This window comes from Magnetococcus marinus MC-1, from assembly GCF_000014865.1.
In the GTDB taxonomy this organism is placed as follows: Bacteria; Pseudomonadota; Magnetococcia; order Magnetococcales; family Magnetococcaceae; genus Magnetococcus; species Magnetococcus marinus.
In genome coordinates this window covers 1-12,707 of sequence record NC_008576.1, presented here as the reverse complement: position 1 = coordinate 12,707, position 12,707 = coordinate 1, and the positions used below count along the sequence as shown (strand labels likewise).

General features: G+C 54.0%; 11 protein-coding genes. 2 read left to right on the top strand and 9 right to left on the bottom strand.

From position 1 onward, the window contains the following. Nucleotides 1–76 precede the first annotated feature (76 nt). From flhB to fliQ, 3 genes are read right to left on the bottom strand one after another with little or no spacing between them, the layout of a single operon-like run. Nucleotides 77–1,144 carry a flagellar biosynthesis protein FlhB gene (flhB, locus tag MMC1_RS00055; RefSeq protein ID WP_011711714.1) on the bottom strand — a complete coding sequence of 356 codons (1,068 nt, stop codon included), beginning with the start codon at nt 1,142–1,144 and terminating at the stop codon, nt 77–79. 30 nt (nt 1,145–1,174) lie between these two features. Beyond that, the gene (gene fliR, locus MMC1_RS00050; RefSeq protein ID WP_011711713.1) at nt 1,175–1,975 is read right to left on the bottom strand and encodes a flagellar biosynthetic protein FliR; all 801 of its coding nucleotides are present in this window, start codon (nt 1,973–1,975) and stop codon (nt 1,175–1,177) included. Between the two features lie 10 nt (nt 1,976–1,985). Continuing rightward, nucleotides 1,986–2,255 (bottom strand): flagellar biosynthesis protein FliQ, encoded by a 270-nt coding sequence (gene fliQ / locus MMC1_RS00045; protein ID WP_011711712.1) that lies wholly within the window; start codon nt 2,253–2,255, stop codon nt 1,986–1,988. A gap of 209 nt (nt 2,256–2,464) precedes the next feature. Between fliQ and MMC1_RS00040 the strand changes: the two genes are divergently transcribed. After that, entirely contained in the window at nt 2,465–3,070 is a 606-nt protein-coding gene (locus tag MMC1_RS00040) for a hypothetical protein (protein WP_011711711.1), read from the top strand. Nucleotides 3,071–3,529: 459 nt separating this feature from the next. Next, nucleotides 3,530–4,153: a hypothetical protein gene (locus MMC1_RS00035; RefSeq protein WP_011711710.1), complete on the top strand. Its 624-nt coding sequence runs from the start codon at nt 3,530–3,532 to the stop codon at nt 4,151–4,153. A gap of 200 nt (nt 4,154–4,353) precedes the next feature. On the opposite strand, the gene gyrB is transcribed toward MMC1_RS00035, so the two are convergent. From gyrB to dnaA, 6 genes are read right to left on the bottom strand one after another with little or no spacing between them, the layout of a single operon-like run. Then, nucleotides 4,354–6,792 (bottom strand): DNA topoisomerase (ATP-hydrolyzing) subunit B, encoded by a 2,439-nt coding sequence (gyrB, locus tag MMC1_RS00030; RefSeq protein ID WP_011711709.1) that lies wholly within the window; start codon nt 6,790–6,792, stop codon nt 4,354–4,356. A 6-nt stretch (nt 6,793–6,798) separates the two neighbouring features. Beyond that, on the bottom strand, nt 6,799–7,488 hold the full coding sequence (locus MMC1_RS00025) for an HNH endonuclease (RefSeq protein ID WP_011711708.1): 690 nt from the start codon (nt 7,486–7,488) through the stop codon (nt 6,799–6,801). Further along, on the bottom strand, nt 7,485–8,849 hold the full coding sequence (locus tag MMC1_RS00020; RefSeq protein ID WP_011711707.1) for an AAA family ATPase: 1,365 nt from the start codon (nt 8,847–8,849) through the stop codon (nt 7,485–7,487). Before MMC1_RS00020 ends, MMC1_RS00025 begins: the two co-directional genes overlap by 4 nt. Next, on the bottom strand, nt 8,849–9,997 hold the full coding sequence (gene recF, locus MMC1_RS00015; RefSeq protein ID WP_011711706.1) for a DNA replication/repair protein RecF: 1,149 nt from the start codon (nt 9,995–9,997) through the stop codon (nt 8,849–8,851). The genes MMC1_RS00020 and recF overlap by 1 nt, the downstream gene beginning before the upstream one ends. A gap of 10 nt (nt 9,998–10,007) precedes the next feature. Next, nucleotides 10,008–11,138: a DNA polymerase III subunit beta gene (gene dnaN / locus MMC1_RS00010; protein WP_011711705.1), complete on the bottom strand. Its 1,131-nt coding sequence runs from the start codon at nt 11,136–11,138 to the stop codon at nt 10,008–10,010. 45 nt (nt 11,139–11,183) lie between these two features. Next, entirely contained in the window at nt 11,184–12,527 is a 1,344-nt protein-coding gene (gene dnaA, locus MMC1_RS00005; protein ID WP_011711704.1) for a chromosomal replication initiator protein DnaA, read from the bottom strand. Nucleotides 12,528–12,707: the final 180 nt, after the last annotated feature.

Sequence of the window (12,707 nt, the reverse complement as noted above, 5' to 3'; positions counted from 1 at the left end):
CAAAGCTGGGCTTAAGGCGCTTCGGTAGGGGCCGCTGGTGGAGGGTAAAAGAGCACGCCCAGTGCGGTTATACCCTCTACGACCGGCGATTTTTCAGGCTGAAGACATAGGCCAACACCTCAGCCACCGCCTTAAATAACTCTGGTGGAATAAACTGCTCCAACTCCACATCCCGGTATAGGGTGCGTGCCAATGGGGGGTTTTCCACCCTTGGAATGTTGTTTTCATCCGCCAATTCACGAATGCGTGCCGCAATCAGTCCCTTGCCCTTGGCGACCAATTTGGGCGCACTCATCTGCCCAGGGGTATATTGCAAGGCACAGGCATAGTGGGTCGGGTTGGTGATGATAACATCCGCTTTGGGAACCTCCTGCATCATACGGCTCTGGGCCAACTCACGCTGGATCTGACGGATGCGCCCTTTGAGCAGAGGATCCCCCTCCATCTGCTTCATCTCATCCTTAATCTCCTGCTTGCTCATGCGCAAGCCCTTGATATAGTCAAATTTTTGATAAATAAAATCCAATACCGCAATCAGCAAAAAGGCCAGCGTTACCCGCCATAAAATTTCCAACGAGTCTTTAAACATCAAGGTGGTAAATTCTGTGATGGTGGTATCTGCCAACCCCAAAATCTGGTCAATGTTGTTACGCATCGCCAAATAGACGGCAAAACTAATCACAAAAATTTTGACGATGGATTTAAACGCCTCCACCAACGAACGTACCGAAAACAGCCGCTTGAGCCCTTGCAGCGGGTTGACCTTGGAGAATTTGGGCATCAACGGTTCAAAGGTGATTAACCAACCGTGTTGAATAAGGCCAGAGATGATGGCAACCACGAGAAAAAGCGCAAAAAAGGGCGCCAAATCCATCACCACCGCGCGGATGATCTCATTAAAAATAAGCGACACCCCTGTCGGGGTAATATCGTCGGAGATCTGCCCAGACAGAAAAAAATGCATTTTGCGCTGTAAAGCCTGCCACAGCTCATTACCCTGCACCAAAAAAACCGCCAACGCCGCCAACATCAGCAGCGCCGTGGGTACCTCCTTGGAACTAACCACCTGACCCTTATTGCGTGAGTCAGAGAGCCGTTTGGATGTGGGTTCTTCGGTTTTTGAGTCCTTGTCTTCATCTGCCATATCTGGATGCTCCCGATCTCAGGCCGGATACTAGGGCGTAAGCCCAACCACCCGGAAGGCAAGGTTGATAAACAGCTCCATCTCGCGGGTTAAACGCTGCCCGAAAATGGAAAGAGTGAGTCCCATAATTAAAAATCCCATCAACTGTGCCACCGGCATGGCCAGAAAAAAGACCTGGATCTGCGGTGAAGCACGGTTGATCAAACCCATGCCCAAATAGAGCAGCTTGGCGGCCGCAACCACCGGGGCTGCCAGCAGCAGCGCCAGCTCAAACATGTGTACAATACCCTGTAATACAATGGTAATCATGGGTTCACCATGGGGCAAAGGGCTGCCCAATGGCATGCTCACAAACGAGCGGGCCAGCCCTTCTAATAGCCAATGGTGGCCATTGAGCAGTAAAAAAAGCATTAACCCAAAAAGATATAAAAGGTTAGCTAAAACGCCTTCCTGCACGCCCGAGGTAGGGTCCATCACCATTGCCATGGAGAGACCCATCTCAAAGCCGATCATGGTACCCGCAATCTGTACCGACACCAGTACCCAATGGGCGATCATCCCGATCATGATGCCCATGCTAAACTCCACCACGCCCGTAAAGACCATGCGTATCACCTCGCCATTGCCCTCCCCCGGCCAGGGTGGAACGATGGGGTAGATCACGATGGTGATCCATAATAACAGTATCACCCGAATACGTTTGGGCCCAACATTGCGGGAGAAAAAGGGGGCGGCCAAAAAGAGCCCCGAAAGACGGGACATGATCAGCACCATGCGCTCCACCTCGCCAATGGTGAAGCCAAAAAAATCCATCATGGCGGCAGGATCCACGCCTGCCCCCTTAGCTGATTAAAGTGGGAATGGTGTCGAAAAGGTGGCGGAAGTAGTCCGTCAGCTTTTGGATCATCCAGGGCAGGGTGAGCATCAGCGCGAGAAAGGTGGCAAGAATTTTGGGAATAAAGGTCAAGGTCATCTCTTGAATCTGCGTCACCGCTTGCAGCAATGAGATGGTGATACCCACAACCAATGCCGTCAGCAGCATGGGTGCCGAAATCAGCAGGGCTAGGCGGAGGGCCTCAACAACCAGATTTTGGACGGTATCAGCGGTCATGATGCCAGTGGTCCTTTACACAAGCGTGGATCCATCCACCCATCATAACCCGAAGAAAGCAGCAGCCACAGGGATGTTAACGCGCCTCTGGCATGTTTTTTTCAACATACGCCACTCAGAGACCCCCAAAACACCCTTAGGTGGCTGTATCACACAGCATGTGGGCCAATTATGCCGCTTAGACCGACCCTTCCAGGGAGTATAGACCCATGCGTCACCTTGCTTTTGCAGCCCTATTGCTGCTGTTGGCTGCGCCTCTACAGGCCGCCCAACCCTCCGAACATGCGCCAGCTATGGTCAAAATGGCCCGTCAGGCGGTCAAAGATGCCAAATCCGCGCTGTTGCAGACCAACCATGACGCCATGACCTTCGCCACCGATGTTGAGGCGCTGCATGCACGCATCAACCACCTAGAGATGCGCTATACCGAACTGCTCAAAGAGGTCACCACCAAACGGGCCGCCTTTACCCTGCTGGAAGAGGAGCTACGTGCCGCTGATCTGACCCTCAAGGATATGGAAAAGCCCATGCGGGAGGCCAAAGAGCAGTATCGAAAGGCGCAGCTCATGTCCCTGGAGTACCCCGAGGTCTCCACCGAAAAAGAGCGTAAAGCCTATTATGACGTGCAAAAATTGGTCAGCCAACAGACCAAAGGGCAGTTACAAGGGCTGGCTGTGCTAAAAAACCGCCTCACCCTTGCGTATGAATCCCTGGAGAGCGCCGAACAGGCCCTCGAACGTACCCGCCACGAAGCCGAGCAACTGCGCAGTCAACTGGCCGAAGCCAATGGGGTTATCCGCCCCGTGGCCGATTAATACCAGCCCCCAAAATCTTCCCCAAGCTAAGCTCTGGCGTGCAAAACATGCCAGAGCTTTTTTTAGGTGTGTGCCCGGCTGTATGGATTTATAGCCCTCAGGTTTCATCATTTTGTTGCGGTAAAATGCTTAAAAAAATTTAAATAAAACAACTAAATAAAGAACCATTCATACAGACCTTTTTACCCCATGGGTGGTTTCTTCTCATCTGATAGTACTAGAATAGATCTTAATAGTACTAAATATGGTTATTGAGTATTGACGTGCTAGTTATTGAATGATACCTTTAAATTGCTTATTAACTAAGTCTTTTGAACGGATTTTCAGGGAAGTATGGAACTAAAAACCGTTCATTGAAACGCGGATAACCGACACCAAACAAAAATAGTTTAAGTTTCCATAGGGTTATGCGAAACGGTTGGTGTGCAGGTGGTCGGCTCTGTGGTAGGGGCGTTTGCCATGATGTCAAAAAAAGAGCGGAAGGAAAAAATTGCACAGGCTTTTGAGAAGCGGATGGCCCAGCTTGACCGCATTAAAAATGCCGTCTTAAACCAGCATCTGGAACAAAAAGCCTTGGCTTTTATGAGTAAAACCGTGGTGGCGAAACTGCATCAAACGCGCGTGGATCTTTATGCAGCAGAGCGGTTTAAGTTGCTGACTCGCGTCATTAAGGATGAGAGTAAGGCCCAGCGTCAAAAACGGGCGCAAGAGCAATTTAGAATGCGTTGTAAGGCCTTTGATGCACAGAATTTATGGAGTGAGCCCGATCCGCTGGAGGCCCAGCAAAGGGCTGAGGTTGAACAAACGTTACAACGCAAGGCAGAGAAGCGTCTGATCCTGAAAAGGCGCATGCTGGCACCGCTGGTTCCTGCCATCATCTTTTTTATCGCCACGGCTTCAATCTGGGCAACCGGCGAATTGCGAGAGTTGGGTAATACCCTGAAAAAATCCCCCTTTCAGTTTGAGATGTGGGAGGAGGATCACCCGATCATGGGGGAGGTGGTGCGCTTTATCTATGAAGAAAAGAGCAAAAACCGCGAAAAATGGAACAATGTGAACCAGTTCGTGAAAAACCTAAAATAGCTCCACCAAGTGCCTCAGCCGGTATGAACCCTGTTGCCGCCAGCGCGACGGGGGTTCCCGAAGGGTACCTCCCCCAAAAGGGGGGTACCGTATCGGTTGCCGAGGCGCTTTTTGAGCAACAACCCCAAGGTTACGGCTCCTGCTCAAAAACATGGGGGCACTCGGCCCCCATCTGGATAAAATCGCTATGATCCAGCCGACTAAACGTCGAGGTTGGTCACATTCAATGCGTTTTCCTGAATAAAGTCCCGACGTGGTTCCACCACATCCCCCATCAGAGTGGTAAACACCTCGTTGGCACCGACCTCGTCATCGACCCGTACCTGCAACAGGGTGCGCACCGAGGGGTCCATGGTGGTTTCCCACAGCTGATCCGGGTTCATCTCACCCAGCCCCTTATAACGCTGGATAGTCAGACCGCGACGCCCCTCATCCAACACCAACTGTAAAAAGTCCGCGACGCGACCCGCAGGGCTGGATTTCTCATTTTTAACCAATTGGCCCTCATCCCCCATCTCTTCCTGGTAGCGTTTGGCAATGGCCAACATCGCCTTGTACTCGGCAGAGTGCACCATGGCCAAATTAAGGCGCGTAAACTGCAACATGCCATGCACCGCACGCTCCACCAAAATGACCCAACTGCTGGTCTCTGGATCGTGCAGCAGTGAGACCTGCAACCGCTCCTCCTCACCCCCGCGAGCCTGCAACATTTCGGTAAAGGGGGCGATCAACGCACCAGCCGCCGCGCTGTCTTTAAGGATAGCCTCGTCAATATGCAGAGCACTGGCGGCAATATCCAGCGCCAAGGCATCATGATGACGACCCAGACGATCCAGCATTTTACGGTAACGGGCGGCATCCCGCACCAACACCGACAGGGCGGCCTCATCCAGCACCTTGCTGCCGTTGCGCCCCTCCACCCCATGCAGACCATAGTTCATCAAAAGCTGGTTCAGGGCGTCATCATCCTTCAAATATTGCTCCTGTTTGCCCTTAGAGACCCGATAGAGGGGGGGCTGAGCAATATAAAGGTGGCCCCGCTTCACAATCTCCGGCATCTGCCGATAGAAAAAGGTCAAGAGCAGGGTGCGAATGTGCGCACCATCCACATCCGCGTCGGTCATGATGATAATGTGGTGGTAACGCAGCTTTTCAATATTATACTCTTCCCGTCCTATCCCGGTGCCAAGGGCGGTAATAAGCGTGCCAACCTCTTGAGAAGAGATCATTTTATCAAAACGTGCCTTCTCCACATTAAGAATTTTACCCTTCAGGGGTAAGACCGCTTGATGCTTACGATCCCGCGCCTGCTTGGCGGAGCCGCCAGCGGAGTCGCCCTCCACCAAGTAGAGTTCACACTTGGCTGGATCCCGCTCCTGACAATCGGCCAATTTGCCCGGTAGGGATGAGATCTCCAGGGCGCTTTTGCGACGGGTCAGTTCACGGGCCTTGCGGGCCGCTTCGCGGGCATTGGCAGCCTCCACACTCTTGGCAATGATGGCCTTGGCCTCGGCGGGGTGCTCCTCAAAAAAGGTGCCAAGAGACTCCCCAATCACGCTCTCAACAACGGGGCGCACCTCCGATGAGACCAACTTATCTTTGGTTTGAGAAGAGAATTTGGGGTCGGGTACCTTGACGGAAATAACGGCGGTCAAGCCCTCTCGACAATCATCCCCAGAGATGGTGACTTTCTCTTTTTTCAGAAGATTATTGGCCGATGCATAGTTGTTGATGGTACGGGTCAGGGCCCCGCGAAAACCGGCTAGGTGGGTACCCCCATCCCGCTGGGGAATGTTGTTGGTAAAGCAGTAGACATTCTCTTGGTAACTGTCATTCCACTGTAGGGCCACCTCGGCGGTAATGCCGTTGCGCTCATCGCGAAAATGGATGGGGGGCATTAAGGGGGTGCGGGCTTTGTTCAAATATTCAACAAAGGAGCGAATGCCCCCTTCATAGAAAAAGTTGTGGCTCTTATCATCGCGCTCATCGTGGATAAAAATGCGCACGCCGTCATTGAGGAAGGAGAGCTCCCGCAGACGCTGAGAGAGGGTATCGAAGGAGAACTCCAGCACATTGTGAAAAATCAATGGGCTGGGTTTAAACCGCACGGTGGTACCAGAGTCGGGGGTATCACCAATCACCGCCAAGGGTGCGGTGGGCTCCCCCAGATGATAGGTTTGGTGGCAGACCTTACCCCCCCGTTTGATGGTGAGCTCCAGGGTTTCTGACAGGGCGTTGACCACCGATACCCCAACCCCGTGCAGACCACCGGAGATTTTGTAGGAGTTATCGTCAAACTTACCCCCGGCGTGGAGCACGGTCATAATCACCTCGGCGGCGCTACGACCCTCTTCTTTGTGCATATCCGTGGGGATACCCCGGCCATTATCGCTCACCGAGCAACTGCCATCGGTGTGCAGGATGACCTCGACCCGGTCACAGTGGCCCGCCAACGCTTCGTCAATGGCATTATCCACCACCTCAAACACCATATGGTGCAAGCCGGTTCCATCATCGGTATCACCGATATACATGCCTGGACGTTTACGTACCGCATCCAGCCCTTTAAGCACTTTGATGTTGGTTGAATCGTAGGTGCTGTGATCGTGCTGAGCTTCTGGTGCGTTCTCAGTGGTCATGGGTGATCATCTCTCTTCAAGCGTGTTGTCGATGGGCTCAACGTGTGGCCAATCTTGAAAGTGCAGTTTGCGGGCCGTGATAAATGCCCTGTGTTTTCCGTTGGTTTTTCCCAGTTCCAAATCCAGGAAATGGGCAACGGCACTCCCGTTAAGATCTTTTAAACATAGATAACCTTCATGCAACATCTCGGCCCGCTCGCGAACCAGCCGTTTGTTGTTGAGGTTCAACAATTCGATCGCTTTTTTAATGTCCTCCACCTGCTCGGGGGGGCGATCTGGATTGGGCTCAACCTTACCCGAAAGGGTGTACGTAAAGAGTGATTCACAGTCAGGGTGCGTGGGGTCCATATCCTTAGGTAACGCTTGATTGCCTTTAGCGTGACCACAACTGAGCTTTCCGCTCACCGCACCTTGGGATCCACTTGCTATGCAAGAGAGTACCAGATTGTGCCAGACAAAAGTTTGCTTAGGGTTGGGACCCTTTGGCTGAATATGATCGATATGGTAGCCAAGCTCCGTGTCCAAACTCACTTGACAGTAGGCACAAAGGCCGTCTTGCAGGAGTTTAAGTTGTTTGGCCACATCGTCTTTATGTTTAAAGCCTCTCCAAGCTTTTGCTGGATCTGTCGGGCAAGGATCTTTAGTCTTTGCACGGTCTAGCTTGGTGAGAGACGCTGTGTGTTTGACGTGCCTCATTTGCTCTGGGCTCGCATGGCGCGATATTTATGGATCGCACAATCTGCCACACGCAGCTTGGTGTAATCCTTACCATAGATCTGCTCCAAAATTGCCCGCAGATTCAGTGCTTCAATCGTGTCACCATTGCCTTGCCCAACCATATCCAAATAGTGTTTTAGCTGTGTGGTGGGTTCAATAGGTGGTCGGGCATCGACCTGCATTACATCCTCAATGGTCTCCCGGTTATCCCGACCCAAGGTCTGCGTGAGCGGGGGGCGGGCCGTGCCACGACCGTTTTCAATCTCCAAAACCCGGATGTTTTCCCGTTTTACCGTGGTTAGCACCTGGGGACTATGGGTGGTGACCACAAACTGCACCTTAGGAAATGCCTTGCGTAGGTCGGTAAGCACAACCTGCTGCCAAGCGGGGTGCAGATGCATGTCTACTTCATCAATCAACACAACGCCTTCCACGCGTTGGGCAGCCTCTACACCCAGATGCGGGTTGAGTCGCACAGCGCGATAGGCCATATCCGCGACCAGACCAATCATATTGCGGATGCCATCACTAAGCAGATGCACGGGTAAAATGCCGTGCGCCGGGTGTGATACCACAATGCGCCTATGTGTACCACTATACCGTAGCGTACCCCATTGAACCGATTCCAAAGCGAGATCCACAGCCCCTCGTACAGCGTCTAACGCCTGTCCAAATGGGTTATCCCGTTCTGGTGAGGCCAAAAATGCGTTGGCTCCACCATAGTTTGTGGGGCCATCAGAGTGTTCTAATTGATAATCATAATGGGCGCGATCCGTGTCCTGGAACCAACGCTCAAAGCTGTTAAAGCTAGAGGCCGGGCTTAGGGCGTTGGTGTAGCCAAGGGTTCGGCTACCCCACCCCTGTTTTGTTGAGGTGGTTACACGAATGTTGCGCCATAACCGCCCCGTTCCGTAGTAGGCCAGCAATGGCAGATCAACGGAGATTCCTTGGCGTATCCGCACTTGCTGATTTTTTGCAACGAGCACGAGATTTTTGGCACCTGCAACCGTGGTCTTGGATTTTTTGCCTTTTAAGGCACGTTCCCAGTGGATCTCTTGACCTTCGGCCACACCATGGGCAACCAGCGTTAGTGGATAGAGACTCTCCATAGACGGCTGTGTGTGGCTGGGTTTTGTGCGCACATCTTCCGGGGAAAAATGGCTACCTACAGCCTCATCAAATGCCCCTAAATAGGGTCCAAGGGCAACACCAATGGCATCTAGAATAGCCGTTTTACCACCGCCATTTTGGGCGACCAGAACCGTTAGATAATCATCAAATGTGATCTCCAAGGATTCAAAGCAGCGAAAATTCGACAGTGTAAGCGTGTTCAGCTTCATCAAAGGCTCTCCAGGGGTATCTCCTCAGTCAACGCAAACACACCCTGATCCACATAAAAACGTTGGGGGGCCAAGCCTGACCAAGGAATGGTCTGCGCCCGGCAACTGGCCACAAATATCTGTCCCCCGCAACGGGCCAAGAGCCCCATCAAGCGGCTCATGCCATCCGTATCCAACTCCGCCGCCGGATCATCCAGCACAAACAGTGGCCACTCCCCCAGCTGCTCCTGCAACAGCTGCGCCTCCGCCAGCTTTAAGGCCAGCGCAGCCCGCTTCTGCTGCCCCTGGGAGCCAAATTGCGCCAAGGCATGACCATCCAGCCGTAACACCAAATCATCCCGGTGAGGACCTATCGCCGTACCACCACTGCGCCGCTCTGACGCCCGGTTTTCCGCCAGCAACCGGCGGTAAAGGCTCGCCGCCGCCGATTCATCCTCGGCCCAATGTGTCCCATGGCGGTCCAACTGGCAGCTCAGCGTGATGGTCAACCGCTGTGCCATGCCTAAATCTTCCAACATACGGTCCAAATGGGGTTGTAAGCGCTGAAGAACTTGGTAGCGATTGCGGGCCATCTTGGCCCCCAAGGTGGCCAACTGGCTCTCCCAAGCCAGCCACTCTCCAGCCTCTACCCGTGGTAGCTTGAGCAGCCGATTGCGGGCCTTGAGCGCCTTTTGATAGTCACCCGCCACCACCGCATGGCTCAAGGCACCCTGCTGGCGTCCACAGGTAAAGGCGACCCAATCCACAAACCCACGCCGCACCCCTGGCCCATCCTGCACCAGCCGCAGCGTATCCGGTGTGACAATCACCGCCGCCAACGCCTGCCCCAGGGCCGATGCCGCCGAGGCCGATTTGCCATTAATCTTAACCGCCTGCCGCCCGGCCTGCCCAAAAAACTCCAACCGATGCCCCAGATCCCGTGCCGTGGTTTCGCCCCGTAGATGAAACCAAGGCTGTCCATAGCGCCGCAAGGCCGCAGCGGGAGCCCGCCGAAAAGAGCGCCCCGTCGCCAGCAGACCAATGGCCTCCAGTAGGTTGCTCTTGCCGTGACCATTGGGGCCGGTGATCAGATTTAAGCCGGGACCAAACCTGAGCTCCGCCTCTGTGATGTTGCGAAAATCCCGCAGCGTCAACCGATCCAGTTGCATGGATCTATCATCACACCCGCATGGGCATGAGTACATACAGATAGCCGGTAGCCGAGTGCTCCTCAACCAACACGGGGGACTCCTCATCGCGCAATTTCATGCGCACGGTATCCCCATTGGCAACCGAGACAATCTCTTGCAGATAGCGGGCATTAAAGCCCACGGTCATATCTTTACCGGCAAAAGAGCAGGGCATCTCCTCTTCCGCAGCCTCCTGCTCGGGGTTTTGCGCACTCACCTTAATGTGGTCCGAGCTCAGCGCCATGCGGATACCACGGGATTTTTCGTGAGAGAGCACCATCATCCGCTTAACCACCCCAAACAGAGGCTCCTTCTCCAGCTCCAGCAGATGAGGGTTGTCGGTGGGAATCACCCGCTGATAGTTGGGAAAACGCCCACTCACCAGCTTGGAGGTAAGCACAATACCTGGCTTGGAAACGCGGATAAAATTTTCATCCAGGCCCAGCTCTACCGCCTCATCATCCTCTTCTACCAGCTTGCGGATCTCCTGCACCCCCTTGCGGGGAATAATCAACTCAGCGCTCTCCTCCACCGGGATATCCAGCGCCATTTCAGCCATGGCTAAGCGGTGGGTATCGGTGGCGACAATCCGCACCAAGCCGTTCTCCCCTGCCAACTCGGCATCGGCGGCGCTGACCAGATGCAGCAAAATGCCGTTCAGGGTATAACGGGTCTCATCCTGGCTCATGGCAAAGTGGGTCTTGGCGATCATCTCGGCCAGACGCGGGCCAGACAGGGTAAAGCTTTGTCCCTGGGTGGTCTCCGGAAAGGGGGGAAATATATCCGCTCTAATACCCACCAGGGTAAAACGGGCGCGACCACAGGTTAGTACCAGCCGCTCCCCAGCTTCGCTGCGTAGCCGCAGGCTATCTTGAGGCAGCTCCCGTACGATCTCAAACAGCTTACGTGCCGAAACCGCAATGGCACCGCTGCTCTCCACCTCGGCGGGGCAGTGGCTCTTCATGGAGACCTCTAGGTCGGTGGCGGTGAGGGTTAGACCCTCGGCGCTGGCTTCCAGCAGGGCATTGCCCAACTCTGGCATGGTGTTACGCTTCTCCACCACACTCTGCAAACGTTGCAGGGCTTTGAGAAAGGGTTCGCGGCTGACGTGAAATTCCATGGGTGCCTCGCTGTTAATGCTTTGCCGGTGTGCTGGATTGACCGGTTATTTTTGCAACATGCTCTTCAGAGATGCCAACTCATCGGCCAAGGCCGGGGTGCTGCCCTGTTTTTTATCCACCTGACTCACCGCGTAGAGTACCGTGGTGTGGTCGCGGCCTCCAAAACGGTGCCCAATCTCTGGATAAGAGTGCTGGGTAAGCTGTTTGCACAGATACATCGCAATCTGCCTGGGGTGGCTGTAGATGCGCGAACGGCTGTTGGAGCAGAGATCCGTAACCTTGACCTTATAATAATTGGCGACCGTCTTTTGAATCTGCTCCACCGTGACCGCCCGATCCTGCCCCCGCACGATATCCTTCAACGACTCCTTGACCAGCGCCATGGTAATGGGCTTGCCGGTCAGTGAGGCGTAGGCCGAAACCCGAATCAAGGCCCCTTCCAGCTCCCGCACGTTGGTCTGTACCGCATCAGCCAGAAAAAAGGCCACCTCGTCGGCCAATCTAAGCCCTTCGCTGCCTGCCTTTTTTTGTAAAATGGCCACCCGGGTTTCCAGATCTGGTGGTTGCATATCGGCCACCAGCCCCATGCCAAAGCGGGAGCGCAGACGCTCCTCTAAATGTTCAATTTCATGGGGAAAGCTGTCTGCGGTCATGACAATCTGCTTTTTAGCCTCATAGAGGGCATTGAAGGTGTGAAAAAACTCCTCCTGGGTCGCCTTTTTACCCGCAATAAACTGAATATCATCCACCAGCAGCACATCGACCGAGCGAAAATTTTCTTTAAAATCAAATACCCGCTTAAAACGCAGGGAGTTGATAAGCTGGGTCATAAAGTTTTCTGAAGAGATATAGAGTACCCGCTTGTCGGGGTCGATCTCCAATACCCGATTGCCGATCGCCTGCATCACGTGGGTTTTGCCTAGGCCAACCCCACCGTGAATAAACAGGGGGTTGTAGGCGGCGGCTGGGGCTTCGGCCACGCGGGCGGCGGCGGCGTGAACAAACTGGTTGCAGCCCCCCACCACAAAGCTGTCAAAGGTATAGCGGGGGTCAAGGCCGCTATGAAAGTTCTCTTGATCGCCCGTTTCACCACCGCTCTGCACCGGGGTGACGGTCTGGGTTTTGGAGGCGACCGGTTTTTCCAAGGCAGGGTCCGCCGCAAACAACAGGGTGACAGGCTCCCCAAGCTGTTCGCTTAAAATCTCTTCCAGCAATCCGCCATAGCGTTTTTTTACCCAATCGGCAGAAAAATCGTTGGCCGCGTAGACCTGAAATTGGCCATCGCCCACCTCACCCCCTGCTTTCAGGGGGCGTATCCATGCCTCAAACACCTGGACCGAGACCTGCTCGGCCACCGCGTCCATCGCTTTGGACCAAAAATCCTGCATTGTGCCTCTGTGCTCTCCTGCCGGGCAGGCGCGTGTGGCCCCATTGGGGTGGCCGCCTCAATCATCACGGGTTGATGGTGGATGGGGCATTGCCACAACCACAACACCCCATGGTACTCGGGAACGGTGCCGGTCTCAATGGATAGAAGAACGCAACGCGCGCGTTATATCGGTCATTTA

Bases quoted from the DNA above. Each gene is read 5' to 3' on its own strand.
- flhB (WP_011711714.1), bottom strand. From the start codon at position 1,144: ATGGCAGATGAAGACAAGGACTCAAAAACCGAAGAACCCACATCCAAA.
- fliQ (WP_011711712.1), bottom strand. From the start codon at position 2,255: ATGACCGCTGATACCGTCCAAAATCTGGTTGTTGAGGCCCTCCGCCTA.
- MMC1_RS00040 (WP_011711711.1), top strand. From the start codon at position 2,465: ATGCGTCACCTTGCTTTTGCAGCCCTATTGCTGCTGTTGGCTGCGCCT.
- MMC1_RS00035 (WP_011711710.1), top strand. From the start codon at position 3,530: ATGATGTCAAAAAAAGAGCGGAAGGAAAAAATTGCACAGGCTTTTGAG.
- gyrB (WP_011711709.1), bottom strand. From the start codon at position 6,792: ATGACCACTGAGAACGCACCAGAAGCTCAGCACGATCACAGCACCTAC.
- MMC1_RS00025 (WP_011711708.1), bottom strand. From the start codon at position 7,488: ATGAGGCACGTCAAACACACAGCGTCTCTCACCAAGCTAGACCGTGCA.
- MMC1_RS00020 (WP_011711707.1), bottom strand. From the start codon at position 8,849: ATGAAGCTGAACACGCTTACACTGTCGAATTTTCGCTGCTTTGAATCC.
- recF (WP_011711706.1), bottom strand. From the start codon at position 9,997: ATGCAACTGGATCGGTTGACGCTGCGGGATTTTCGCAACATCACAGAG.
- dnaN (WP_011711705.1), bottom strand. From the start codon at position 11,138: ATGGAATTTCACGTCAGCCGCGAACCCTTTCTCAAAGCCCTGCAACGT.
- dnaA (WP_011711704.1), bottom strand. From the start codon at position 12,527: ATGCAGGATTTTTGGTCCAAAGCGATGGACGCGGTGGCCGAGCAGGTC.